This window comes from Streptosporangium sp. NPDC002524 (assembly GCF_040295985.1).
Lineage (GTDB): Bacteria > Actinomycetota > Actinomycetes > Streptosporangiales > Streptosporangiaceae > Streptosporangium.
Genome location: NZ_JBEOWK010000002.1, coordinates 219,704 through 244,854, shown reverse-complemented (window position 1 = coordinate 244,854; position 25,151 = coordinate 219,704). Strand labels below are relative to the sequence as shown.

Sequence of the window (25,151 nt, the reverse complement as noted above, 5' to 3'; positions counted from 1 at the left end):
GATCTATGACCCTGAAGCAAGCCCCGCCCGGCGAGCGAAGTGGTCGGCCGGGGGACGAATCCGCCGGGATCGCGGCCATACGCGCGGGGAACGAGAGTGGTGAGCGACCGGTGAACGACCAGGAGCCTCGCTGGCTGTCCTCGATCGAGCAACGGGCGTGGCGCGCCCACCTCGCCGTGCACAAGCTCCTCGACCACCGCCTCGACCGCGAGCTCCAGCCCTTCGGGCTCTCGGTCAACGACTACGAGATCCTGGTGAACCTGTCGGAGACGCCCGGTCACCGGATGCGGATGAGCGATCTGGCGGACGCCACGATCCAGTCCCGCAGCCGCCTGTCCCACCAGATCTCCCGGATGGAGACCGCGGGCCTGGTCGCCAGGGAGACCTGCGCCGACGACCGGCGCGGCACCTTCGCCGTCCTCACCGAGCACGGCTGGGCCACCATCCAGAAGGTCGCGCCCCACCACGTGGCCGGCGTGCGCCGGCATTTCATCGACCTGCTCACCGACGACCAGCTGATCGAGCTGGAGGCGGCGTACGCACCGGTGGTGGACCACCTCAAAGGCATCCGCTGACCCGCGACCGGCCGGTGTCTCCCGGAAACGTCCACTGACGGAAACCCGGCCGGCGCCCTTCGAGAGCATTCGTCGGCAGGAAAAAGCCGGTAGCCCCCGGAAACGCCCACTGCCACGAAACCGGGCTCCGGTCCCCGGAAGCGTCCGACGGCCGGAAAACAGCCGCTGACCTCCGAAAAGCGTCCACCGGCACCAAACCGGTCGCGACCCTCGAAAGCGTCCACCAGCGGGAAAACAGCCAGCGGAAACCCTCGCGGGCGTCCGCCGACGCGAAACCGATACCGGTCGTTACTCCTTAGTAGACCGGAGTGTCGTTACGATCCGCCCATGTCTGCTCGCCGGATCCTCATCATCGCGGTGATCGCCGCGTTCTCCCTGGTAACCGCGTGCAGCGGCGATGGCGCCCCCGACGGCACAACGCCCCTCCCCAGCGGAGCCGACCTGGTCAGGCAGTCCGCGGACGCGACGCGCGCCGTGAAGTCGGCCGCCTTCTCGATGGAGACCGAGGGCACTCCCCCCGTACCGGTCAAGAAGGCCTCCGGCCGCCTCAGCGGGACCGGCGACGCGGACGGCACCCTCCAGATCGACGTGATGGGCAGCCTCCAGGAGATCAACTTCGTGCTGATCGGGGAGACCGTCCACTTCAAGGGCGTGACCGGCGGCTTCCAGCAGATGTCGCGCAGCCAGCTGGCGGCGATCTACGACCCGTCCGCCATCCTCAACCCGGAGAAGGGCGTCGTACAGCTGCTGACCAACGCGCTCGACGCGAAGACCCAGGCGGCGGAGAAGCTGAACGGCGTCGACACCTACCGGGTCTCGGCGACGCTCTCCCAGCAGGTGCTCGCCACGATGGTGCCCGGTCTCACGCAGAGCGTCGACGCCGTGCTCTGGATCGACAAGGCCACCAGCCGGCTGCTCAAGGCGGACCTGCCCCTGACCGGCGGCAAGGTGATCGTGGCCTTCAGCGACTACGACGTGCCGGTCCAGGTCACCGCTCCGGCGAAGTGACGATGACCCGCACCGCCCCGGAGGGCGCCCGCGCGGCCAGGCGGCGCACCGCCCTCGGCGTCGGCGGCACCGCGGTGCTGCTCGCGGCCCTGGACGCCTACGTCGTGGTCACCGTCCTCGTCGACATCGCCAGGGACGTCGACGTCCCCTTCAACCACCTGGAGCGCGCCACCCCGATCGTCACCGGTTTCCTGCTCGGCTACATCGCGGCCATGCCGCTGCTCGGCCAGCTCTCCGACCGGTACGGCAGGCGCCCGCTCATCCACCTGTGCCTGGCGGGCTTCGCCGTGGGCTCGGTCGTCACCGCGCTGGGCGAGACGGTGCCCTGGCTGGTCGCGGGGCGGGCCCTGCAGGGGGTCGCGGGCGGCGCGCTGCTGCCCATCACGATGGCCCTGATCGGGGACCTGTGGGACGAGGACGAGCGCCCGGTGGCGCTCGGCGCGGTGGGGTCGGCCCAGGAGCTCGGCAGCGTGCTGGGCCCCCTGTACGGCGCGGCCCTCGCCACCCTGGTCCCGGCCACCCTCCAGGTCGGCGGCGTGCAGCTCGGCGGCTGGCGGTCGATCTTCTGGCTGAACGTCCCGCTGGTAGCCCTGGCGGCGATCGCCGTGCAGCGGTCGGTGCCGCCGCCCTCCCGCGACCGGGCCCCCGGGTCGGGCGGGCGCGTCGACGTGGTCGGCGGGCTGCTGCTCGCGCTCGCGCTCGGCCTGCTCGTGGCCGGTCTCTACAACCCCGACCCCGGCGAGTCGGTCCTCCCCTCGTGGGGCGTGCCCATGATCGTCGCCGGGGTCGTGTCCGGCGCCGCGTTCGTCGCGTGGGAGTGGCGCTCCAGGACCCGGCTGATCGACATGACGGGGGTGGCGCGCGGCCCGTTCCTCGCCACGCTCGGGGTGAGCTTCCTGGCCGGAGCCGCGCTCCTGGTCACCCTGGTCGACGTGCAACTGTCGGCGCAGACGCTGCTGGGACTGGACAGCCTGGACGGCGCCCTGGTGCTGTCGCGCTTCCTCGTCGCGCTCTCCGTGGCCGCGCTGGCGGGCGGTCTCATGGCCCGCCGCTACGGCGAGCGCGCGGTGACGGTGATCGGGCTCGCGGTGGCCGCCGCCGGATACGTCCGCATCGGCCAGTGGCCCCTGGACCTGGCCTCGGCCGGACACCGCGTGGACGCCGACCTGGTCGTCGCCGGTCTGGGGCTCGGCCTGGTGATCGCCCCGGTCTCCTCCGCGGTGCTGCGGGCCGTGCCCGCCGCCCAGCACGGGGTGGCCTCGGCGGCGGTGGTCGTGGCCCGGATGATGGGCATGCTGCTCGGCGTCGCCGGGCTGTCGGCGTGGGGCTTCCACCGCTTCCAGTCGCTCACCGCCGACCTGGACACGCCGCTGCCCTTCGGCGTGGACCCCGTCGTGTACGCCGGACAGCTCGCCGAGTACCAGAACAGCGTGAAGGAGGCGCTGCACACCGAGTACAGCGAGATCTTCCTGATCACCGCCGTCCTGTGCGGGGTGGGCGCGCTGGTCGCACTGCTGCTGCCCCGCGGATCCGGACGCGTGGACGGGGCCTGACACCCCGGACCGGGACCGGGACCGGGATCCCGTACGACACGCGAACGGTACGGGCGCGGCCCGCCCCCGGACGCGGGCGAGCCGGGATCTCCGCCGACGCGCGAACGGCCCGGCCGCGGATAGGGGCGGGACCGAGCCCCCGGCCGACACGCGAACGGCCCGGCGCGTGCCGGGCCGTTCGAAGCTTCAACCTCGGAAAGGGGCCGTCCGATGCGGACGTCTCCCGGGAACAGGACAGGACTCCCACCCCGGAAAGCCCCAGGAAGGCCCAAGAGCCCCAGGAAATTCCGAAAGGTCCCACGAAGACCCCGGGAACGGTTCGCCCAGGACAGAGACTCAGGAACTCATGGATTCCCGCCCCAGACAGGAGACCCCTACTTCCTCTTCTGTCCCTGGCGCTTCTCGCGGATCTTCATGGTGACCTCGATGGGCGACCCGGCGAAGCCGAACTCCTCGCGGATCCGGCGCTCGATGAAGCGGCGGTAGGTCTCCTCCAGGAAGCCCGAGGTGAACAGCACGAACTTCGGCGGCTCCGTCGACGCCTGCGTGGCGAAGAGGATCTTGGGCTGCTTGCCGCTGCGGACCGGGGGCGGGGTGGCCGCGACCAGGTCGGTCAGGAAGGCGTTGAGCCTGGCGGTGGGCACCCGGGTCGACCAGGAGTCGAGCGCCTTCTCGATCGCGGGGACGATCCGGTCGACGTGCCAGCCGTTCTTCGCGGAGATGTTGATCCGCAGCGCCCACGGCACGCGGACGAGCTGGCGGTCGATCTCCTTCTCCAGGTAGTAACGGCGGTCCTCGTCGAGCAGGTCCCACTTGTTGAACGCCACGACCATGCACCGGCCGGACTCGATCACCAGGGAGATGATCCGCAGGTCCTGCTCGGTCAGCACGTCGCTGGCGTCGATGAGCACCACCGCGATCTCCGAGCGCTCCAGGGCCCCCCGGGTGCGCATGCTCGCGTAGAAGTCGGCGCCCTTCAGCTCGCGGTCGCGCCGCCTGATCCCGGCGGTGTCGACGAAGCGCCAGGTCTTGCCGCCGAGCTCGACCAGCTCGTCCACCGGGTCGCGGGTGGTGCCCGCCATCGGGTCGACGAGCACGCGCTCGGAGCCCGCCAGCTTGTTCAGCAGCGAGGACTTGCCCACGTTGGGCTTGCCGACCAGGGCGACCCTGCGCGGGCCGCGCTCGGGGCCGAAACGCTGCTCGGGCGTCTCCGGCAGCTTGTCGAGGATCACGTCCAGCAGGTCGCCGCTGGAACGGCCGTGCAGGGCCGAGACCGGCTGCGGCTCGCCCAGGCCGAGGGCCCACAGCCCGGCGGCCTCCAGCTCCATCTGCTGGTTGTCGACCTTGTTGGCGGCGAGGATGACCGGCTTGCCGGACCCGCGCAGCACGTGGCCGACGATCTCGTCCGCGTCGGTCACACCCACGACGGCGTCGACCACGAACAGGATCACGTCGGCCAGCTCGGCCGCGACCTGGGCCTGCTCGGCGATCTTCAGCGCCATCCCGGTCGCGTCGGGGTCCCAGCCCCCGGTGTCGACCACCGTGAACCGGCGCCCGCGCCAGGTGGCGTCGTAGGTGACCCGGTCGCGGGTCACCCCCGGCACGTCCTCCACGACCGCCTCCCGACGGCCGATGATCCGGTTGACCAGGGTGGACTTGCCCACGTTGGGGCGGCCCACCACGGCCACTACCGGCTGCGGGGCCGTGTCGGGCCCCACATCCCGCTGCGAGCTGTCGTCGGTCCCCGAATCGGCGAGCTCCGCGTCGATCCAGCCGTTGTCGTCCTCGTATACCCCGGTCACGCCTTTTCCTTAATCACACGCAGTATTTCGGCGATGACCTCTTCGAGGTTCAGCGCCGTGGTGTCGAGCTCGACGGCGTCGGCCGCCTTCGCCAGCGGGTCGGCCTTCCTGGTCGAGTCGAGGGTGTCGCGGCGGGCCATCGCGGCCCGCTGCGCCGCCACCGTGGTGCCGGTGAGCTCCGCCGTGCGGCGCAGCGCCCTGGCGTCCGCGCTCGCGGTCAGGTAGATCTTGACCGCGGCGCCGGGCGCCACCACCGTGCCGATGTCGCGGCCCTCGACGACGATGCCGCCCGAGCCGATGATCTCACGCTGCTCGGCGACCAGGCGGTGCCGTACCTCGGGCACCGCGCTGACCGCCGAGACGGCCGCGGTGACCTCGGAGGTGCGGATCGGCGCGACGGCGTCGACGCCGTCGACCGCCACCACCGCGCTGTCCGGGTCGGTGCCCAGGGTGAGGACCGGGTCGAGCGCCCTGGCGGCGATCGCCTCGGGGTCGCCGAGATCGACGCCCTTCTGGAGCATCCACCAGGTGATCGCCCGGTACATCGCGCCGGTATCGAGATAACGCAGCCCCAAGGCTCGCGCCACCCCTCGTGACGCGCTCGACTTGCCCGATCCCGAAGGACCGTCCATGGCGACGACCAGTCCGGTCACGACGCCTCTCCCTTGCAGCCCGCTTCAGTTGTCCGTACGAGGCTACCGGGAGCCGGGAAGGAACCACGCATCGAGCGAGAGGCCGGGAGGGATCACGGCAGGTGCCAGCCGTTCTCCCGCAGGGCCTCGGCCAGCGCCGTCACCGCCTCCGGCTGCACCCAGAGCTCGGCGGCGCCCAGCGGCAGGCCGGGGGCGTGCTCCAGCCGGACGTCCTCGATGTTGACGCCCGCCTCCTTCGCCGCCTGGAACAGCCGGGCCAGCTCGCCGGGCCGGTCGCCGACGATGACCTGGACGGCCGTGTAGGTGCGCGCGGGACCACCGTGCTTGCCGGGGATCCGGCCCGTGCCCGCGACGCCCCGGTACAGCAGCTCGGTGACGCGGGCCATGGCGTCGGAGCCGGCGGGATCGGCGGGGTCGGCGTCGGCGGAGGCGGCCGAGGTGCGGAGCGAGGCCGCCGCGGCGGCCAGGTCGGCCGCCACCGCCTCCAGCACCTCGGCCACGGGCAGCGCGTTGCCCGACAGGATCCCGGTCCAGAGCCTCGGGTCGCTCGCCGCGACGCGGGTGACGTCGCGCACCCCCGGCCCGGCCAGGCCGAGCGCGGTGACCGGAGCCTCCGCGAGGCGGGCGGCCACCGCGGAGGCGGCCACGTGGGGAGCGTGTGAGACGACCGCCACGGCCCTGTCGTGCTCCTCCGCACCGATCCTGACCGCCTCGCCGCCGCAGAGCTTGACGAGCCCGTACAGGGCCTCCAGGGCGTCGGGGGAGGTCTCCTCGGTCGGGCAGAGCGCCCACGGGCGCCCGAGGAACAGGTCGGCCCGCGCGGCGGCGGGCCCGGAGCGCTCGCGCCCGGCGAGCGGGTGCCCGGCGACGTAGGTCGTCAGGTCGCAGCCGAGGCTCGCGGCCTCCCTGAGCGGGAACGCCTTGACGCTGGCCACGTCGGTGTAGAAACGGGCCGCGCCGGCCTTCTGGAGGGCGGCGAGCCGCCCGGCGACCACCTGCGGCGGGACCGCGATGATCGCGACGTCCACGGTCACGCCCTCGGCCCACTCGACGCCCGCGCCCAGCTCCCGCGCCAGCCGCAGGGATCCCGCGTCGCGGTCGGCCAGGTGGACGGCCACGCCCTGCTCGCGCAGGGCGAGCGCGATCGAGGTGCCGATCAGTCCCGTGCCGACGACCAGGACGCTTTCGAGGCCGCTCACGCGCGCTCCCCCGGGACGGCTCCGCATAAGGGGCTCACGCGTAAAGGGCTCACGCGTAAGGGGCTCACTGGGCGATGTCCACGCGAAGGGCGACGGCGCCGCGCAGGTAGACGTGCTGGATGTCCTGGCGGGGCCGGTCGACCTCGACGTGGGCCATCAGCCGCACCACGCGGGGCAGCGCGCCGGGGACGTCGATCTCGGAGGCGCAGATCAGCGGAACGTCGTGGAACCCGAGCTTGCGGGCGGCCAGGGCGGGGAACTCGGCGGTGAGGTCGGGCGTGGCCGTGAAGATCACGCTGATCACGTCGTCGGTGGTGAGCCTGTTGCGCCCCATCACCTCCGTGACCAGTTCGGTGACCCCGGACAGGATGGCGTCCCGGTCGTTGGACTCGACCTGGATCGCACCGCGGATCGCCCGCACCATCGTCGTTCCTCCAGTCCCTCCGCGCCGGACCACCCTCGGGGTGATCCGGCGCGTCCTAACACGTGTTTCAGGGAAGGCTACAACCCGACGGCGGCGTAGAGCTCCCCGACTTCCGTGAGGGTCAGCGCCCGCACGGTGCCCGGCTTGAGGCGGCCGAGCTTGACCGGGCCGAACTCGATGCGGGCCAGGTCGATGACCGGGTGCCCGACCTCCTCCAGCATGCGGCGGACGATGTGCTTGCGGCCCTCGTGCAGCACGACCTCGATCAGGGCCTGCTGGCCGTGCTCCTGGACCAGGGCGAAGGAGTCGGCCTTGGCGAGGCCGTCCTCCAGCTCGACGCCCTTCTTCAGGCGGCGTCCGAGATCGCGCTCGATCCGGCCCGGGACCTTCGCCCAGTACTTCTTCTGGACGCCGTAGCTCGGGTGGGTGAGCCTGTTGGCCAGCTCGCCGTCGTTGGTGAGCAGGATCAGGCCCTCGGTCTCGGTGTCGAGGCGTCCCACGTGGAACAGCCGCTCGGTGCGGTCGGCCACGAAGTCGGCCAGCGAGGGGCGGCCGTCCGGGTCGGACATGGTGCTGACGACGCCGATCGGCTTGTTGATCGCGAGGTAGACCAGGTCGGGCATGGTCGGCAGGCGCTTGCCGTCGACGTGGATAACCTGCTTGGCGGGGTCGACCCGGGCGCCGAAGCGGCGGACCACCTGCCCGTCGACCGTCACCCGGCCCTCGCCGATCATGTCCTCGCAGGCCCGGCGGCTGGCGACGCCCGCCTGGGCGAGGACCTTCTGCAGCCGTACGCCGTCGGGAACCTCGGTGGTGTCGCGCTCGTCGACGTAGTCGCGGTCGTAGAAGTCGGAGTCGCGCCTGGGCTGGCGAGCGGTCTTGAACCGGTCGTTCGCGATCGTGCCCGGCCGGAGCGGCGCCTTCGCCGAGGGGGCCCGGCTGCCGGACCGGTCCGCGGGGGTCCGGCGCTCTCCGTACGAGTCGGCGCGGCCGCCGCCGATGGTCTGGACGTCGTCCCGGCGCCCGGTCCTGCCGAAGCGGCCACGGGAGCCACCGGCGGGCGCGTCGCCGCGACCACGATCGGAGCCGGGCCTGCCGCGGTCGAAGCCGGACCCGCCGCGCGAGCCGTCACGGTCGGCACGGAAGCCACCGCGATCGTCACGACGCGGACCGTCGGAACGGTAACCACCGGACGACGAACCACCGCGGTCGTCGCGGCGCGGGCCGTCGGAGCGGAAGCCGTCACGGTCGTCACGGCGCGGGCCGTCAGAGCGGTAACCACCCTGGGAACCACCCGAAGGCCGGCCGCCGCCGTACTGACTGCGCGAACCATCGCGCTCCGCCCGGAAACCACCCGACGACGAACCACCACGATCATCACGACGCGGACCGTCGGAACGGAAACCGTCACGGTCGTCACGACGCGGACCGTCGGAGCGGAAACCGCCCCGCGAGCCACCGAAGGACGAACCACCACGGTCATCGCGACGCGGGCCGTCGGAGCGATAGCCGCCCTGGGAACCACCCGAAGGCCGGCCACCGCCGTACTGACTACGCGAACCATCGCGCTCCGCCCGGAAACCACCCGACGACGAACCACCACGATCATCACGACGCGGACCGTCGGAACGGAAACCACCCCGCGAACCACCGAAGGACGAACCACCACGGTCATCGCGGCGCGAGCCGTCAGAGCGGTAACCACCGGACGGCGAACCACCGCGATCGTCACGACGCGGGCCGTCGGAGCGGAAGCCGTCACGGTCGTCACGGCGCGGGCCGTCAGAGCGGTAACCACCCTGGGAACCACCCGAGGGCCGGCCACCGCCGTACTGACTACGCGAACCATCGCGCTCCGCCCGGAAACCACCCGACGACGAACCACCACGATCATCACGACGCGGACCGTCGGAACGGTAACCACCGGAGGACGAACCACCGCGGTCGTCGCGACGCGGGCCGTCGGAGCGGTAACCGCCCTGGGAGCCCCCGCGAGAGCCCCCCTGGGAGCCTCCGCGGGACCCGCCGAAGGAGGACCCGCCTCGGGAGGACCCGCCGCGGAATCCGCCGGACTGCGAGCCCCCACGGGGACTGCCACCGCGCGGGGCTCCGCCACGGCCTTGACCGCGTCCATCACCGGACGGGGTACTGCGCCTGTTGTTCACTGCTTCTGCTCCTCTAGGGATTCCATGTCGTCGGGCAGGAAAGGTGCCAGCTCGGGAAGCTCGCCGAGCTCCCGCAGGCCCATCCGCTCGAGAAAATACGAACTCGTCCGGTAGAGCACGGCTTGGCTCTCCGGTTCGGTGCCGGCCTCTTCGACCAGCCCCCTCGTCATCAGCGTGCGCATCACGCCGTCGCTGTTGACACCGCGGATGGCCGCCACCCGGGCCCGGCTCACCGGCTGCCGGTAGGCGACCACGGCCAGGGTCTCCAGCGCGGCCTGGGTGAGCCGCGTCTGCTGGCCGTCGCGGACGAACCGCTCCACGAGTGGCGCGCACTCGGCCCGCGTGTAGAACCGCCAGCCGCCCGCGACCTCTCTCAGGTCAAAACCCCGTCCGTCAGCGGTGTATTCCGCTGAAAGCTCACGAATCGCCCGCCCTACCTCGTGGACGGGCCGCTCCAGAACCTGGGCGAGCGTCACCTCGGCGACGGGCTCGTCGACCACCAGCAGGATGGCCTCCAGCCCGGCGCGCAGATCCGGCTCGGCACCCGGACCGGGCTCGATACGCGAGTCCGGCCCGGCACCCGGACCGGGCTCGGTCCGCAGGTCCGGCTCGGCAGGCAGGTCAGGCTCGGCGCGCGAGCCGGACCCGGTACGTGAGTCCGGCTCGGCAAACGGGCCGGGCTCGTCAAACGGGCCGGGTTCGGTGGACGGGCCGACCACGGCACGCGAACCGGGCTCGGGTGCCGGGCCGGCCAGGTCGGCCAGGTCAGTCATCGGCGGGCTCTCTCTTCTGGCTGTCCGGGGTCTCGTCGTAGTCGTCGGCCACGGCGACGTCGCCGTCGTCGCTGCCGGTCCAGGTCACGTGCAGCTCTCCGAGAGGCTCCACCTGCTCGAAGGACACGGCCGCCTCCCGGTAGAGCTCCAGGACGGCCAGAAAACGCGCCACGACCTCGAAAGTGCCGGCGCAGTCGGAGGTGAGGGCCCGGAAAGTCGCCCGGCGCATCCGCCGCAGCCGCTCGACAAGGATAACCGCCTGCTCGCGGACATTGGCGAGCGGTTGGTAGATGTGGGCCGTCGAGACCGACGGGGGCGCCTTGGGGGCGAAGGCCCTCCGGGCGATCTCCGCGAGGCGGTCGGGGCCGATGCCGAGGATCAGCGCGGGCAGCAGGCTCGCGAACTCGGCCTCCATCGGCACCGTACGGGGGAAGCGCAGCGCCTCCTCGGCCATCCGGCCGGAGAAGACCTTGACGACCTCCTTGTAGGCCCGGTACTGCAGGAGCCGGGCGAACAGCAGGTCACGGGCCTCCAGGAGGGCGAGGTCCTCCTCGTCGTCGACCTCGCCCGAGGGCAGCAGCCTGGCGGCCTTGAGGTCGAGCAGGGTCGCCGCGACGAGCAGGAAGTGGCTCGTCTGGTCCAGGTCCCACTCCGGGCCCCTGGCCCGGATGTAGGAGATGAACTCGTCGGTCACCTGGCTGAGCGAGACCTCGGTGATGTCCAGCTTGTGCTTGGAGATCAGACCGAGCAGGAGGTCGAAAGGACCCTCGAAGACCTCCAGATGCACCTTGAAGGTGTCATCGTCGGTCTTCGGCTGCTCGGTCATCCCGCCATTGTCCCGCACCCGGGGGCGGGATCACCGCTCCAGCGCGGCCCACCTGGCCAGGACTTCCCTGGCGAGCTCGCGGTACGCGCTGGCGCCGAGCGACGACGAGTCGAAGCTGGTGATGGGCTCACCGGCCACGGTGGCGTCGGGGAAGCGGACCGTCCGGTTGATCACCGTGTGGTAGACCTTCTCGTCGAACGCCTCGACGACCCGGGCCAGCACCTCGCGGCCGTGCAGGGTGCGCGCGTCGTACATGGTGGCGAGCAGGCCCTCGATGACGAGCTCGTCGTTGATGCGCTCCTGGACCTTGATGATGGTGTCCATGAGCAGCGCGACGCCGCGCAGCGCGAAGAACTCGCACTCCAGCGGCACCATGACGCCGTGCGCGCAGGCCAGCGCGTTGATCGTGAGCAGTCCCAGGGAGGGCTGGCAGTCGATCAGGCACACGTCGTACTCGGGCAGGAGGGGTTTGATCACCCGGCCGAGCACCTGCTCGCGGGCGACCTCCGTGACGAGCTGGACCTCCGCGGCCGACAGGTCGATGTTGCTGGGCAGCAGGTCCATGCCCTCGACGCCGGTCTCCAGCAGCACGTCCCTGGCGGTGATCTGCCGCTCCATGAGGAGGTTGTAGACCGTCAGGTCGAGCTGGAGGGGGTTGATCCCGAGGCCGACCGAGAGGGCGCCCTGCGGGTCGAAGTCGACCAGCAGCACCTTGAGCCCGGCCTCCGCCAGCGCGGCGCCCAGGTTGATGGTGGTCGTCGTCTTGCCGACGCCACCCTTCTGGTTGACCATGGCGACGACCCTCGCCGGCCCGTGCACCGTACGGGGGGGCGGGTCGGGGAACACCGGCCGGGGACGCCCGGTCGGGCCGAGGACTCCCCCGCTGCGAGGGGTCCCGGCGGTCTTGGTGTCGCCCCAGGGATTCTCGGGGTTTGCCGGGGTCGTTCCCCGGATAGAACCGTCGGTGGTCACAGTCACCAGTCGAACCTCCCTGACGGCCTCTAACCGGACCGTCCGGACGGACACTATGGCGTCAACACGTATGCGGCAAGGCGGCACGCCCGGACATAAGCAAGGTCAATCCCGCGTGCGCGGATGCGCGGCGGCATAGACCTCGCGGAGCTTGTCGACCGTGACCTGTGTGTACACCTGGGTAGTGGTCACCGAGGCGTGGCCGAGTAGTTCCTGAACCACCCTAACGTCCACACCGCCGTCAAGGAGGTGGGTTGCGAACGAATGTCGCAACATGTGTGGCGACACTCCTTCGAGCCCGCCGCGCTCGGCGGCGGCCTGGAGGACCTCCCAGGCGCCCTGGCGGGTGAGCCGCCCGCCCCTGGCGTTGAGGAAGAGCCCCGGGGTGCCCCGGCCGTGCGAGGCGATGCGGGGGCGCGCGCGGGTGAGGTAGGCGCGCAGCGCCTCTCCCGCGAAGCCGCCCAGGGGCACCAGCCGGGTGCGCCCGCCCTTGCCGCGCAGCCGCACCAGCTGGGCCTCGGCCCCCAGGTCGACGTCGTCGACGGTGAGACCCACGGCCTCGGAGATGCGCGCGCCGGTGCCGTACAGAAGTTCGAGCAGCGCCCGGTTGCGCAGCGTGAGCGGGGCCCCGTCGGGCCCGGAGGCGGCGATCAGGCGTTCCACGTCACGGACGCTGATCGCCTTGGGGAGCCGCTTGAGCTGGCGCGGCGGGCGCACCTCGTGGGCCGGGTCGTGGCGGCAGACGCCCTGGCTCAGCGCGAAGCGGTGCAGGCCGCGCACCGCGGAGACGGCCCGCGCCGCCGAGGCGGCGACGAGGGCCTGGTGCCCCCCGTCGCCCTCCCTGAGCGCCGCCACGAAGGCGGTGACGTCACCCTCGGCGACCTCGCCGAAGGTGACGCGGCCGCGCCGCTTGAGGTGTTCCACGTACCGCAGGAGGTCACGGCGGTAGGAGGCCAGGGTGTTGGCGGCCAGGCCCCGCTCCACGGCCAGGTGGGCGAGATAGCTGGTGAGGACGGCCTCCGTCTCGCTCAGGGTGTCCTCCTGTCATGCCTCCGGTGCGTCGGCGGGGCGCAGTGAGGCGAATCCGTCCGCCGAAGCGGCGTATGCGGCGAGAATACCGGCCACGGCTTGGGAATTGTGGATCATTCCCGCCATGGCACGCCGAACCGCGTCGGACAGGGGAATCCAGACCACCGGCATGTCGGCCTCCTCGTGCCGGTGGACGAAGTCCAGCTCCCCCTCGGGGATGGGAGTGACGTCCCTGGCGAGGAAGATGCGGGTCCGCTCGTCGGTCATCCCGGGCGAGGTGAAGGCGTCGACCAGGGTGTGCCAGGTGCCCGCCCGGTAGCCCGCCTCCTCGGCGAGCTCGCGGGCCGCCCCGGCCTGCAGGGGCTCGCCCTCGACGTCGCGCAGTCCGGCGGGCAGCTCCCACAGCAGCCGCCGCGCCGGGTGGCGGTACTGGCGGATCAGCAGGACCCGTCCCCCCTCGTCGAGGGCGACGACGGCCACGGAGCCCGGGTGGGTCACGTAGTCGCGGTTGACGATCTCGGCGTCCGGCATGACGACCGCGTCGGTGACCCCGGTGATGACGCGGGCGCGGAAGTGCTCGGTGGAGGAGACGACCTTCCACTCCTCCGGAACGTCCACGACGTCCACGCCCTCCACGCCCTCCACGGGGTCCTGGCCCTCTCCCGCGCCGCTCACTTGCCCCGCCCCGCCTTGGCGGCGGTGCCGCGGATGTCGGCGTACGTCAGGGCGGCGCCGATCAGGCCCTTGAACAGCGGGTGCGCCCGGGTCGGCCGGGAACGGAACTCGGGGTGCGCCTGGGTGCCGATGAAGAAGGGGTGGACGTCTGCGGGCAGCTCGGCGTACTCCACCAGGCGGCCGTCGGGCGAGAGGCCGGAGAAGACCATGCCGACCTTCTCCAGCTGCTCGCGGTAGGCGTTGTTGACCTCGTAGCGATGGCGGTGGCGCTCGTCCACCTTCGCCATGCCGTACAGCTGGCGGGCGAGCGTGCCCTCGCCGAGCCTGGCCGGGTAGAGGCCCAGCCTCATGGTGCCGCCCATGTCGCGCTCGCCGGAGACGACGTCCTCCTGGTCGGCCATGGTGGAGATGACCGGGTGGGTGGTCTCGGCGTCGAACTCGGTGCTTCCGGCGTCCTCGATGTCCGCGAGGTTGCGGGCGGCGTCGATGACCATGCACTGCATGCCCAGGCAGATGCCGAGCAGCGGGATCTTGTTCTCCCTGACGTGCCGGATCGCACCGACCTTGCCCTCGATGCCGCGTACGCCGAAGCCGCCGGGGACCAGGACCCCGTCGACGCCGTCGAGCTCGCGGGCGGCACCCTCGGGGGTCTCGCAGTCGTCGCTCTTGACCCAGCGGATGTTGACGCGGGCGTCGTTGGCGAAGCCGCCCGCGCGCAGCGCCTCGGTGACCGACAGGTAGGCGTCGGGCAGGTCGATGTACTTGCCGACGAGCGCGATCGTGACCTCGTTGGCCGGGCGGTGCACCCGGCGCAGGAGCTGCTCCCACTCCTTCCAGTCGACGTCCCTGAAGGGCAGGCCCAGGCGGCGCACCACGTAGGCGTCCAGGCCCTCGGAGTGCAGGACCTTGGGGATGTCGTAGATGCTGGCGGCGTCGATGGCGGAGACGACCGCGTCCTCGTCCACGTCGCACATCAGGCTGATCTTGCGCTTGAGCGAGTTGGTGATCGGCCGGTCGGAGCGGCACACGATCGCGTCGGGCTGGATGCCGATGCTGCGCAGCGCGGCGACCGAGTGCTGAGTCGGCTTGGTCTTCAGCTCGCCGCTCGGCCCGATGTACGGCAGCAGCGAGACGTGCAGGAAGAACACGTTGTCGCGGCCGACCTCGTGGCGGACCTGGCGGACGGCCTCCAGGAAGGGCAGCGACTCGATGTCGCCCACGGTGCCGCCGACCTCGGTGATGACCACGTCCACGTCGGGCCCGGCCATCGACCGGATGCGGTCCTTGATCTCGTTGGTGATGTGCGGGATGACCTGCACGGTGTCACCGAGATACTCGCCGCGGCGCTCCTTGGCGATGACGTTGGAGTAGACCTGGCCGGTGGTCACGTTGGCCGAGCCGTGCAGCTCGGTGTCGAGGAACCGCTCGTAGTGGCCGACGTCGAGGTCGGTCTCGGCGCCGTCGTCGGTGACGAACACCTCACCGTGCTGGAACGGGTTCATCGTGCCGGGGTCGACGTTGAGGTAGGGGTCGAGTTTCTGCATGGTGACCCGCAGGCCGCGCAGCTTGAGAAGGCGCCCGAGGCTGGAGGCCGTCAGTCCCTTCCCAAGGCTGGAGGCGACGCCGCCGGTGACGAACAGATGCTTGGTGTGTGCGGCGCTGCGCAAGAAGGCTCCCGTGGTCGTTACAGATCGTCGGCGCACCCTGATGAATGGCCTACAGGTCCACGGGCTCTCAGAATAACAAACGGCGCAGGCGAAGTGCCCGAACAACCCCCCACCCGCATTCTCCTCAAACCCAACCAAGCGGTAATTTGATCCGTTATGTCACTTCATGGTGTGGTACGGCGTGCCATGGGCAGCCTCGTCCACCGGCTCTGGGAGGCGGTCCGCGAGGCCGGTGCCGTCACCCCCGTCAGCCCCGCCGGCTACCGCTTCCGCCGCCTCGGCGAGGGCGCCTGCCTGTCGTTCCCGCTCGGAGCCGTCTTCGGCGAGGCGTGGATCGAGATCGGCGACCACACCCTGATCGGCGAGCGGGTCTCCATCTCCACGGGCATGGGCCCCGGGGTGGACCTGGGCCCGGACTCGATCGTGCGGATCGGCGGGGGCTGCTCCATCGGCAGGGGCAGCCACATCGTGGGCCACCAGTCGATCGACATCGGCGACGACGTCTTCACCGGCCCGTACGTCTACATCACCGACCAGAACCACGTCTACGACGACCCCGAGGCGCCGATCGGCCGTCAGTGGCCGCGCAACAACCCGGTGTCCATCGGGTCGGGCTCGTGGCTGGGCACCGGCGCGATCATCCTGCCGGGCACCCGGATCGGCAGGCAGTGCGTGGTGGCGGGCGGGGCGGTGGTACGCGGGGAGTTCCCCGACCACAGCGTGATCGCGGGCATCCCCGCCAAGGTGGTGCGCCACTACGTGGCGGGGCGGGGATGGTTGCCGCCCCACATGGAGACCGCGGAGACCGCGGAGACCGCGGAGACCGGGGGTTCCGGGGACGCGAGGGATCTTCCCGGGGCCGGGACCGGCCTTTCGGCAACCGAGACCGGAGTGATACCGCGGGAGGGGACGGATCGGGATCGTTCGACGGCCGGGAACCGTTGAAGGAGAAGAGAGAAACTACGGAGGTGCGATGCTCGCGGCACTGACGGGCCTTGGACTCTCCACCGCGGCCGGGCTCAACGCCTACATCCCGCTGCTGGTGGTCGGCCTGCTCGCCAACTTCACCGACCAGGTACGGCTGCCGCAGGAGTTCGCCTGGCTGTCCAACGGCTGGGTGCTCGGGATCATCGGCGTGCTGCTCCTGGCGGAGTTCGTGCTCGACAAGGTCCCGGTGGTCGACAGCGTCAACGACATGATCCAGACCGTCGTCCGCCCGGCCTCCGGCGGCGTGGTCTTCAGCGCCACCGAGGCGGCCGCCCGGCTGGACGGCTCGACCTGGATGACCCACAACCCCTGGCTCAGCTGGGTGCTGGGGATCGGGATCGCCCTCGCCGTGCACACCATGAAGGCGACCACCAGGCCCGTGGTGAACGCCACCACGGCCGGGGTGGGCGCGCCCGTGGTCAGCACGGTCGAGGACGCCGGGGCGCTGGGCATCAGCCTGGTGGCGATCTTCATGCCGATCCTGGTCGTCGTGGTGGTGGCGGGGCTGGCGCTGTTCGCCTGGTGGGCGACCCGCAGGATACGGCGACGGCGGCGAGCGGCCGTCCCGAGCCTGCGATGAGACCGCGCCGGCGCGACCGCGCCGGGACCACGGTGCGGGCTATGCTCGAAACACCCTGTCCAGCCCCTGTCGGGAGGTGGCTCCGATCGGCGATTTCCTCATCGTCCTGCTGGTGATCCTGCTGTTCTTCCTTCTCCTCGGAGGAGTCGGGATCTACCTTCTGGTCAAGGTCGGCAAGAAGGCCACGAAGAAGGCCAGAGCCGTCTCCACCAGGGTCGCGACCCACGTGGCGGCGATGGGCACCGGCGACGCCGCGGAGACCGAGCGGATGCGCCTCGACCTGCGGCGCGAGGTCTCCCTGACCCGCCAGGCCGTGGACCACGCGCTGCGCGACGGCTGGGGCCTGGGCGACCTGCCCCATCTCGTGGCGGAGATCTCGGCGCACGCCGAGCAGCTCGACGCCCAGCTCGCCCACTACGCCCAGGAGCGCCGGGTCTCGCCCTACATCGACCACACGGCGCTGGGCCGCCTGCGCGAGCACCACGCCAAGCTGACGACGTCCTGCGCCAGGATCAGGGCCGACCTGCGCAACGACCAGATGGCGCACTCGGCCGGGAGCATCGAGGAGATCCAGGGCCGCACCGACCTGGAGATCGAGGCCCGCCGCCGCGCCCCCGACCCCCTGGACCAGATCGACGAGCTCTACAACCGCACGATGATCAACCGCACCCACCCCGACGACTCCCGCTGACCGCCCCCTCCCGGCGACTCCCGCCGGGAGGGGGCCATCGCCGGGATCAGGCCCCTCCGGCGCGTGGGGCGGCACCGTCGGCATCAGACACCTTCGGCGCGTGGGACGGCACCGGCCGCAGCCGCCGGGGAAGAGGCGAGGTCAGGAGACCCCGGCCTCGCGCATGTCGCGTACCTCTCGCTTGAGCTCCTTGATCTCGTCGCGGAGCCGGGCGGCGACCTCGAACTGGAGGTCGGTGGCGGCCTGGTGCATCTGCTCGGTGAGCGACTCCATCAGCGCCTCCAGCTGGGCCCTGGGCATCTCTCCGGCGATCGCCCTGGCGTGCTGGCCCGCCTGCTTGACCGCGAAGCCGGGGACGGGCGCCTTGCCGCGCGACTGCTGGCGGCCACTGCCGCCGAGGAGCTGGGCGGTGTCGGCGTCCTCGCGGCTGAGCGAGTCGAGGATGTCGGCGATCTTCTTGCGGAGCGGCTGCGGGTCGATGCCGTTGGCCTCGTTGTAGGCGATCTGCTTGGCCCGGCGGCGGTTGGTCTCGTCGATCGCCCGCTCCATGGAGGGGGTGACCCGGTCGGCGTACATGTGCACCTGGCCGGAGACGTTTCTGGCCGCGCGGCCGATGGTCTGGATCAGGGAGGTCTCCGAGCGCAGGAAGCCCTCCTTGTCGGCGTCGAGGATGGCCACCAGCGACACCTCGGGCAGGTCGAGGCCCTCGCGGAGCAGGTTGATGCCGACCAGCACGTCGAACTCGCCCATCCGCAGCTCGCGCAGCAGCTCGATGCGGCGCAGGGTGTCGACCTCGCTGTGCAGGTAGCGGACCCGGATGCCGAGCTCCAGCAGGTAGTCGGTGAGGTCCTCGGACATCTTCTTGGTCAGCGTGGTGACCAGGACCCGCTCGTCCTTCTCCGTGCGGGTGCGGATCTCGTGGACCAGGTCGTCGATCTGCGACTTGGTCGGCTTGACGATCACCTCGGGGTCGATCAGGCCGGTCGGCCGGATGACCTGCTCGACCACGTCGCCCTTGGAACGGCCCAGCTCGTAGGTGCCGGGGGTGGCCGACAGGTAGACCGTCTGGCCGATCCGCTCCAGGAACTCCTCCCACTTCAGCGGGCGGTTGTCCATCGCGGACGGCAGCCGGAAGCCGTGGTCGACGAGCGTGCGCTTGCGGGAGGCGTCTCCCTCGTACATCGCGCCGATCTGCGGGACGGTCTGGTGGGACTCGTCCAGGACGAGCAGGAAGTCCTCGGGGAAGTAGTCGAGGAGGGTGTTGGGCGCGCTGCCCGGGGTGCGGCCGTCCATGTGGCGCGAGTAGTTCTCGATGCCGGAGCAGGTGCCGATCTGGCGCATCATCTCCAGGTCGTACGTGGTGCGCATGCGCAGCCGCTGGGCCTCCAGGAGCTTGCCCTGGCGCTCCATGGTCTCCAGGGTCTCGGCCAGCTCGGCCTCGATGCCCCGGACGGCGCTCTCCATCCGCTCGGCGCCCGCGACGTAGTGGGAGGCGGGGAAGATGTAGAGCTCCTCGTCCTCGGTGATCACCTCGCCGGTGAGCGGGTGCATGGTCGCGAGCTTCTCGATCTCGTCGCCGAACATCTCGATCCGCACGGCGAGCTCTTCGTACTTGGGGATGATCTCGACGGTGTCGCCGCGCACCCGGAAGGTGCCCCGGGTGAAGGCCATGTCGTTGCGGACGTACTGCATGTCGACCAGGCGGCGCAGCAGGGTGTCGCGGTCGATCTCCTGGCCGACCTTGAGCCTGACCATGCGGTCGACGTACTCCTGCGGGGTGCCCAGGCCGTAGATGCACGACACGGAGGCCACCACGATCGTGTCGCGGCGGGTCAGCAGCGAGTTGGTCGCCGAGTGGCGCAGCCGCTCGACCTCCTCGTTGATCGAGGAGTCCTTCTCGATGTAGGTGTCGCTCTGCGGGACGTAGGCCTCGGGCTGGTAGTAGTCGTAGTAGGAGACGAAGTATTCGACGGCGTTGTTGGGCAGCATCTCGCGCAGCTCGTTGGCGAACTGGGCGGCGAGCGTCTTGTTGGGCTGGATGACCAGGGTCGGCCGCTGGAGGCGCTCGATCAGCCAGGCGACCGACGCGGTCTTGCCCGTGCCCGTGGCGCCCAGCAGGACGTTGTCCTTGTCTCCGGCCTTGACGCGCCGTTCGAGCTCGGCGATCGCGGCGGGCTGGTCGCCCGATGGGGTCATGTCGGTGACGACCTCGAAGGGCGCCACCTTGCGCTGCAAATCTGTTACCGGCCTCACCTGTCCCACTGTAGGCGGCGTGACCGACAATCCTTCTTCATAGGTCCGCGTACGGGCGGACCGCCGTCAGCCGCACGGGTCCGCCGTACGGGCGGACCGCCGTCAACCACGTGGTCCGTGTACCAGCGGGCCGCCGTCAACCACGGGTCCGCCTCCAGCGGGCCGCCGTCAAGCACAGGTCCGCCTCCCAGCGGGCCGCCGTCAACCACGGGCCCGCCTCCCGGCGGGCCGCCGTCAACCGCGTGGCAAGTGATCCGCAAGTGGGATCCCCTTGACTGTCTCGCGTGCCAATGATCACAAAGCGTGATATATCGGGCTTCCGATGTGTCACCGACCCGGAGGTGTGATGTCCCGGCCAAGAGAAGCCGCGCAGTACGCGAGGGCCGCAGCCCAGGCCATAGGCCAGGGCGGCGACGTGCGCCAGATGGTCGGGCAGGCCGTGGGGCAGTACGCCGGCCAGGCCGCGGGGCAGTACGCCGGACAGGTGGCCGAGCAGTTCGTGGGCCAGGCGGCCGGGAACACCGGATCCGCGGCCGACAAGGGCTTCGCGCTCAACCCCTCCGACTTCGTGGCCGCCCGCGACCAGGGCTCGTCACTGGGCACGGTGATCGAGGCCCGCAGCGCCCCGCTCAACGAGGCCGGGGAGATCGTCAACCGGAGCTTCGGCGGCAACGGCCCCGGCGGCGAGCCGGTCCACGTCATCTCCCCCGTGGTCATCCCCAAGGGCACCACCGCCAGGGTGGTCGTCCCGCTGGTCGTGCTGGCCGGGCTCGGCCTGGTCGGGCTCGTCGCCACCGGGCTGCCCGAGGGGGCCCGGGTGCTGTTCGGCCCGCACTACTGGGCCGTGCTGGTGCTGGCCGCGGCGTTCCTGTGGTGGCGCAGGAGCGTGGTCATGGTGCCCGAGGGCTGCAAGGCCCTGATCACGAAGTTCGGCAAGCTCGTGCAGATCGCCGAGCCGGGCCGGGTGACGCTGTTCAACCCGTGGAAGCGGGTCAGCTACATCGTCAACACCACCCGCGAGTACCCCTTCAACGCCCCCATCCGCGAGGCCCCCACCCAGCAGGGCGTCAAGGCCAGCGTGGACCTGTTCCTGCAGTTCCGGATCGAGGACCCGGCCGAGTTCATCTTCGTGCTCGGTTCGGTGAGCGGCTTCCAGGCCAAGCTGCAGAACGCCATCAGCGAGGTCACCCGCTCCCTGATCTACGCCCAGCGCGCCGAGGAGATCTACGACCTGGTCGGCGAGAGCACCATGGGCATGCTGGACAACCTCAACACGCAGTTCCTGCCCGCCGTACGGCTCACCGACGTCAACATCACGCACGCGGAGCCGTCCAGCCAGGAGTACCGGATGGACCTGGCCGCCCCCGAGATGATCAGGGTCGCGAAGGAGGCGTACACCTACGAGTACGAGCTCCAGCTGCGCAAGGAGCAGAACGAGGGTGACCTGATCAAGGAGCTGGCCGGGCTGCAGGAGCAGCTGTCGGCCATCCACGCCGAGATCGCCGGGCACCAGGCGAGGATCGACACCGCGCTGGAGCGCGCCTCCCACCAGGCCAAGGCCCAGGGCGGCCAGCGGCTGGTGGAGGCGGAGTCCACCGCGAAGGCCAACGCGGCGCTGCTGGAGGCCCAGGCGCTGGACATCCGCTCGCTGAGCGCCGCCGAGGCGCCGGAGATCCTCGACTACCGCTTCCAGCAGGACCTGCTCGACAAGCTGGAGTCCGTCGCCTCGCACCTGCCGCGCCTGGTGCAGGTCGGCGACGCCGTCGACATCGACCTGCTCGCCCTCGCCAGGCAGCTGGTCGGCAACCCCGAGGCCCAGCTGTTCTCCCAGGCGGACATGGCCGCGATCAGGGCGCGGATGAGCGAGATCGGCGGCCGCGTCGAGGAGCGCGGGGCGGAGATCAGCGCCCTGCTCAACACCCCCGCCGACACCGTCGTCCCCGTCCCCGTCCCCGTCGCGGGCCAGGCCGTGCAGGAAGTTCAGGAAGAGGTCCGATGAGCGGCAGAGAGTTCTCCAAGATCAAGGAATCCCTGGCCTCCTGGTCGGAGATCCGCCAGCTGCTGCGCGGCGGCGAGTCGGGCCAGCTGGTCCCGGTGGTGATCCCCAAGGACCGCCGCGGCTTCGCCTGGGTGGCGCTGCTCCTCCTCGCCCTCTACCTGGCGGGCACGGCGGTGTTCGCCGACGGGGCGCTCTCCTTCCTGGCCGCGCTCGGAGCGGTGTTCTCCCTGGTCGCGGCGCTGGTGTGGCTGTGGCGCCGGGCGATCATCGAGATCGAGGAGGGCACCACGGGCGTGCGCAGCCGGTGGGGCGCCATCGTCGGCACGCTGCCCCCGGGGCGCCACTACCTGTGGCTGCCGTGGGACCGGGTGGACGCGGTGGTCGACACCTCCACCGAGATCCCCTACTCCGCGCCGATCGTGGCCTGCCCGACGGCGGAGAACGTCCCGCTCAAGTCGATCGAGTTCTTCCTGAAGTTCCGCATCGTCGACCCGGTGGCCTTCGTCCGTACGATCGGCGCCGGTAACTTCGACCTGGTGCTCAGCAGTGCCGTACAGGACGCGATCCGCCAGCGCAGCCGCCTGGTCAACACCGAGCGCGCCTACGACCTGCGCGGATCCGACGTCGGCGACATGCAGGAGCTCCTCACCCGCCAGCTCGGCCGGTACGGCGTGCGCATCACCGGCGCCAACATCCCCGACGTGCAGCTGCCCGACCAGTACCAGCAGCACCTGGCCACCCGCGAGAAGGTCGCCAAGGAGCTGTCGGCCTTCGAGCGCGAGTGGGAGCTCACCCGCAAGCGCAGGATCGACACCCTGCTGATGGAGATCGAACGTTCCAAAAAGACGCGGGACGCGCGTATCGTCGAGGTGAGAGCCGCCGCCAACACCGCCCGTAAGGACGTCGCCCGCATGCTGGAGGAGCACGAGACCGAGGCGCAGCGGGTGCGCTGGGAGATCGAGGCGAGGGGCCGGGCCGAGCTCACCTCCGCCGAGAACGAGGCGAAGGGGCTGCGCAGGCTCGCCGACTCCTACCGCGACAACCGCGCCGTGCTCCAGTACGAGCTCGCCCGCCGCAGGCTCGACGTGGGCGCCAGGCTCGCCGAGAGCGCCCCGCGTCCCGTCGTCGTCCGCACCTCCGGCTCCTCCGGCGACACCTCCGCCCTGTCCACCCTGCTGATGGCCCAGATCCTGCCCCAGCTGAACGGCGGCAGCGGCGGCAACGGCCAGGCCAAGCCGCAGAACCAGACCCCCTGACAAGTTCCCCGATGAGTCCCCTGATGAGAACAATCTCCAACCCCTGGGAGTCCTAGATGGTGTTCCGTAAGTTGATGGCCGCGTTCGGCGCCGGTGTCGAGGTCGACACCGTGCTGCAGAACTCGCAGGTGCGGCCCGGCGAGGTCCTGCGCGGGCAGGTCAACTTCCGCGGCGGCGGCTCCGACTACAAGGTGGAGGGCATCTTCATCGACTTCACCGCCGTCGTCGAGGTCGAGAGCGGCGACAACGAGTACAAGTCGACGTACAGCTTCCTGCGCCAGCAGATCACCGGCCCCTTCCACCTCGCCGCGGGCGCCCCGCAGTCGGCCCCCTTCGAGATCCAGGTCCCCTGGGAGACCCCGATCAGCGCCATCGGCGGCCACCCGCTGCGCGGCATGCAGCTCGGCGTCTCCACCGAGCTCGCCCTCGCCGGCGCGCTCGACAAGGGCGACCTCGACCCGCTGTTCGTCAACCCGCTGCCCGCCCAGGACCACGTCCTCGGCGCGCTGGACAACCTCGGCTTCCGTTTCAAGAAGGCCGACCTGGAGCGGGGCACCCTGCACGGCTCGCGGATGCCGTTCTTCCAGGAGATCGAGTACTACGCGGGCAACGACTACCGCCGCCACTTCAACGAGCTGGAGCTCACGTTCATCGCCGGACCCCAGGCCATGGACATCATCCTGGAGGCCGACAAGCGCGGCAGCTTCGGCTCCAGCCACGACACCTACAGCCGCTTCACCGTCCACTACAACGACCACCCGGGCCAGGTGGAGCAGTCGCTGCGCGGCGGCCTGCAGTCGATGGCCCAGAAGCGCGGCTGGTTCTAGCCTCCCTCGCGTCGCGGTCCCGGCCCGGCTACCGTCCCCCGGTGGCCGGGCCGCGGCCTGTCCGGCGTCGGCGGCCATGTCCTACCGGGAGAACCTTCGGCGGCCACGTCCCACCGGGGAACCTTTAGCGGCCACGTCCTACCGGGGGCCTTTGGCCGCCACGTCCCACCGGGGAACCTTTGGCGGCCACGTCCTACCGCGGTCGCATCAGGTCGAGGTCCTCACCCCACGCGTCCAGCACCGCGCCGTGCCCGGCGCGGCGGGCCGCCGCCTCGACCTGGGCGAAGAGGCTCCGCTGCAGGGGTACGTCGCCCGTTCCCGAGACGCGGTCCACGGCGTCCAGCAGCGCGCCGGTGTCCCAGCCGGGCAGCGGGTATCGGGCGAGTTCCCATTGCAGGTACCTGTTGTAGGGGCGGGGGCGGCGGTCGAGAGCGAAGAGCAGCTCCAGCAGGAACCCGACGCTGTCGGCGGCGTCGAGACGGGCGGCGAGCGCGTGTCCGTCACGGTCGTTCTTGACGGAGCGGTAAAGGGAGTTGGCGTAGGCGTCGAGCCATTCACCGGAGTTCCGGAACGCCTCGTCGTCGTCGAGGCGCGCCTTGGCGGCGAGGATCCGGGTGATGTCTCCGTCGAGCCGGTCGAGCACGACCCTGGCGCGGGCGAGAGCGTAGCGCTCGAAGCCGGGCATTCCGGCCGTACGGAACTCGGCGAGGGAGACGATGACGAGATCGAGTTCGAGAGTGCGGTGACCGGCGAACCGGATCAGGTCCGTCGTCGCATTGTCGGCGAGGACCACGTACAGGTCGTGGTCGGAGTGCTCAGTGATCATGCCGTCGTGGGCCTGGGAGCCTTTGAGGACGAGGCCGACGACGGCGAGGTCGGCGACGGCGAGCTCGACGAACGCCTGGTAGGTGAGGGGCCGCTGAGCGGGCATCGGTGGTCTCCGGTGGGTCGGTGGCGGGCATGCCTGCCGCGGCGGCACCCGGCCGCCGCCCGGAGGATCAACGCACGTGTGCACTTTATTTCCAGGCCGTCCGCGGGAGGTACCGGTACCGGGCGGCCTCGATCACGGCCCCGGTTTCACAGACCTCACAGGCCCTCGCAGACCTCACAGACCTCGTAAGACCTCGCAGACCTCACAGGACCTGCTGACGGCTCACCTGACGAACCGGCACGGTCGCGACGTGCGCTCATGGTGGCGCGATTCTTCGTCGTACCTCTGTCGTAGGGTTCCTGCCAG

The 25,151-nt window shown here is 70.9% G+C and carries 22 protein-coding genes; 9 read left to right on the top strand and 13 right to left on the bottom strand.

All coding sequences use genetic code 11. The annotated features are described in order from the left end of the window. The first annotated feature begins 5 nt into the window (after positions 1–5). The 3 genes from ABT053_RS03700 to ABT053_RS03690 all read left to right on the top strand — a co-directional run bounded on the left by ABT053_RS03700 (position 6) and on the right by ABT053_RS03690 (position 3,136). Positions 6–575, top strand: a complete 570-nt coding sequence (locus ABT053_RS03700; RefSeq protein ID WP_350967284.1) for a MarR family winged helix-turn-helix transcriptional regulator — start codon at positions 6–8, stop codon at positions 573–575. 327 nt (positions 576–902) lie between these two features. After that, positions 903–1,583: an LppX_LprAFG lipoprotein gene (locus ABT053_RS03695; protein WP_350967283.1), complete on the top strand. Its 681-nt coding sequence runs from the start codon at positions 903–905 to the stop codon at positions 1,581–1,583. A gap of 2 nt (positions 1,584–1,585) precedes the next feature. After that, the gene (locus ABT053_RS03690; protein ID WP_350967282.1) at positions 1,586–3,136 is read left to right on the top strand and encodes an MFS transporter; all 1,551 of its coding nucleotides are present in this window, start codon (positions 1,586–1,588) and stop codon (positions 3,134–3,136) included. Between the two features lie 374 nt (positions 3,137–3,510). On the opposite strand, the gene der is transcribed toward ABT053_RS03690, so the two are convergent. From der to pyrG, 11 genes are all read right to left on the bottom strand, one after another. Beyond that, positions 3,511–4,938 (bottom strand): ribosome biogenesis GTPase Der, encoded by a 1,428-nt coding sequence (gene der / locus ABT053_RS03685; RefSeq protein WP_350967281.1) that lies wholly within the window; start codon positions 4,936–4,938, stop codon positions 3,511–3,513. After that, entirely contained in the window at positions 4,935–5,591 is a 657-nt protein-coding gene (gene cmk / locus ABT053_RS03680; protein ID WP_350967280.1) for a (d)CMP kinase, read from the bottom strand. Before cmk ends, der begins: the two co-directional genes overlap by 4 nt. A gap of 92 nt (positions 5,592–5,683) precedes the next feature. Beyond that, positions 5,684–6,817: a prephenate dehydrogenase gene (locus tag ABT053_RS03675; RefSeq protein WP_350967279.1), complete on the bottom strand. Its 1,134-nt coding sequence runs from the start codon at positions 6,815–6,817 to the stop codon at positions 5,684–5,686. 37 nt (positions 6,818–6,854) lie between these two features. After that, positions 6,855–7,214, bottom strand: coding sequence for a chorismate mutase (aroH, locus tag ABT053_RS03670; protein ID WP_350967276.1), 360 nt, complete (start codon positions 7,212–7,214; stop codon positions 6,855–6,857). A 77-nt stretch (positions 7,215–7,291) separates the two neighbouring features. Beyond that, positions 7,292–9,379, bottom strand: a complete 2,088-nt coding sequence (locus tag ABT053_RS03665; RefSeq protein WP_350967275.1) for a pseudouridine synthase — start codon at positions 9,377–9,379, stop codon at positions 7,292–7,294. Then, complete coding sequence (gene scpB / locus ABT053_RS03660) at positions 9,376–9,939, bottom strand: SMC-Scp complex subunit ScpB (protein ID WP_350967530.1); 564 nt, start codon at positions 9,937–9,939, stop codon at positions 9,376–9,378. The genes ABT053_RS03665 and scpB overlap by 4 nt, the downstream gene beginning before the upstream one ends. Positions 9,940–10,144: 205 nt before the next feature. After that, positions 10,145–10,978 carry a segregation and condensation protein A gene (locus tag ABT053_RS03655; protein ID WP_350967274.1) on the bottom strand — a complete coding sequence of 278 codons (834 nt, stop codon included), beginning with the start codon at positions 10,976–10,978 and terminating at the stop codon, positions 10,145–10,147. 30 nt (positions 10,979–11,008) lie between these two features. Next, positions 11,009–11,956 (bottom strand): ParA family protein, encoded by a 948-nt coding sequence (locus ABT053_RS03650; protein ID WP_329093373.1) that lies wholly within the window; start codon positions 11,954–11,956, stop codon positions 11,009–11,011. Positions 11,957–12,055: 99 nt separating this feature from the next. Next, entirely contained in the window at positions 12,056–12,982 is a 927-nt protein-coding gene (locus ABT053_RS03645) for a tyrosine recombinase (RefSeq protein ID WP_350967529.1), read from the bottom strand. A gap of 12 nt (positions 12,983–12,994) precedes the next feature. Continuing rightward, entirely contained in the window at positions 12,995–13,654 is a 660-nt protein-coding gene (locus tag ABT053_RS03640; protein ID WP_350967273.1) for an NUDIX domain-containing protein, read from the bottom strand. Then, positions 13,651–15,321, bottom strand: a complete 1,671-nt coding sequence (gene pyrG, locus ABT053_RS03635; RefSeq protein WP_350967271.1) for a CTP synthase — start codon at positions 15,319–15,321, stop codon at positions 13,651–13,653. Before pyrG ends, ABT053_RS03640 begins: the two co-directional genes overlap by 4 nt. Positions 15,322–15,477: 156 nt before the next feature. Between pyrG and ABT053_RS03630 the strand changes: the two genes are divergently transcribed. The 3 genes from ABT053_RS03630 to ABT053_RS03620 all read left to right on the top strand — a co-directional run bounded on the left by ABT053_RS03630 (position 15,478) and on the right by ABT053_RS03620 (position 17,579). After that, positions 15,478–16,266 carry an acyltransferase gene (locus tag ABT053_RS03630; RefSeq protein ID WP_350967270.1) on the top strand — a complete coding sequence of 263 codons (789 nt, stop codon included), beginning with the start codon at positions 15,478–15,480 and terminating at the stop codon, positions 16,264–16,266. A 28-nt stretch (positions 16,267–16,294) separates the two neighbouring features. Continuing rightward, on the top strand, positions 16,295–16,888 hold the full coding sequence (locus ABT053_RS03625) for a DUF4126 domain-containing protein (RefSeq protein ID WP_350967269.1): 594 nt from the start codon (positions 16,295–16,297) through the stop codon (positions 16,886–16,888). A 76-nt stretch (positions 16,889–16,964) separates the two neighbouring features. After that, on the top strand, positions 16,965–17,579 hold the full coding sequence (locus ABT053_RS03620; RefSeq protein ID WP_350967268.1) for a hypothetical protein: 615 nt from the start codon (positions 16,965–16,967) through the stop codon (positions 17,577–17,579). A 141-nt stretch (positions 17,580–17,720) separates the two neighbouring features. Here the strand turns inward: ABT053_RS03620 and uvrB are convergent, their stop codons facing one another. Continuing rightward, entirely contained in the window at positions 17,721–19,832 is a 2,112-nt protein-coding gene (uvrB, locus tag ABT053_RS03615; RefSeq protein WP_350967267.1) for an excinuclease ABC subunit UvrB, read from the bottom strand. Positions 19,833–20,178: 346 nt separating this feature from the next. On the opposite strand from uvrB, the gene ABT053_RS03610 reads away from it, so the two are divergent. The 3 genes from ABT053_RS03610 to ABT053_RS03600 are packed head-to-tail and all read left to right on the top strand — an operon-like array spanning position 20,179 to position 23,914. Next, positions 20,179–21,831: an SPFH domain-containing protein gene (locus tag ABT053_RS03610; protein WP_350967266.1), complete on the top strand. Its 1,653-nt coding sequence runs from the start codon at positions 20,179–20,181 to the stop codon at positions 21,829–21,831. Further along, on the top strand, positions 21,828–23,087 hold the full coding sequence (locus tag ABT053_RS03605) for an SPFH domain-containing protein (protein WP_350967265.1): 1,260 nt from the start codon (positions 21,828–21,830) through the stop codon (positions 23,085–23,087). The genes ABT053_RS03610 and ABT053_RS03605 overlap by 4 nt, the downstream gene beginning before the upstream one ends. A gap of 56 nt (positions 23,088–23,143) precedes the next feature. After that, entirely contained in the window at positions 23,144–23,914 is a 771-nt protein-coding gene (locus ABT053_RS03600; protein WP_344750215.1) for a sporulation protein, read from the top strand. A 193-nt stretch (positions 23,915–24,107) separates the two neighbouring features. On the opposite strand, the gene ABT053_RS03595 is transcribed toward ABT053_RS03600, so the two are convergent. Continuing rightward, the gene (locus ABT053_RS03595) at positions 24,108–24,845 is read right to left on the bottom strand and encodes a hypothetical protein (protein WP_350967264.1); all 738 of its coding nucleotides are present in this window, start codon (positions 24,843–24,845) and stop codon (positions 24,108–24,110) included. Positions 24,846–25,151: the final 306 nt, after the last annotated feature.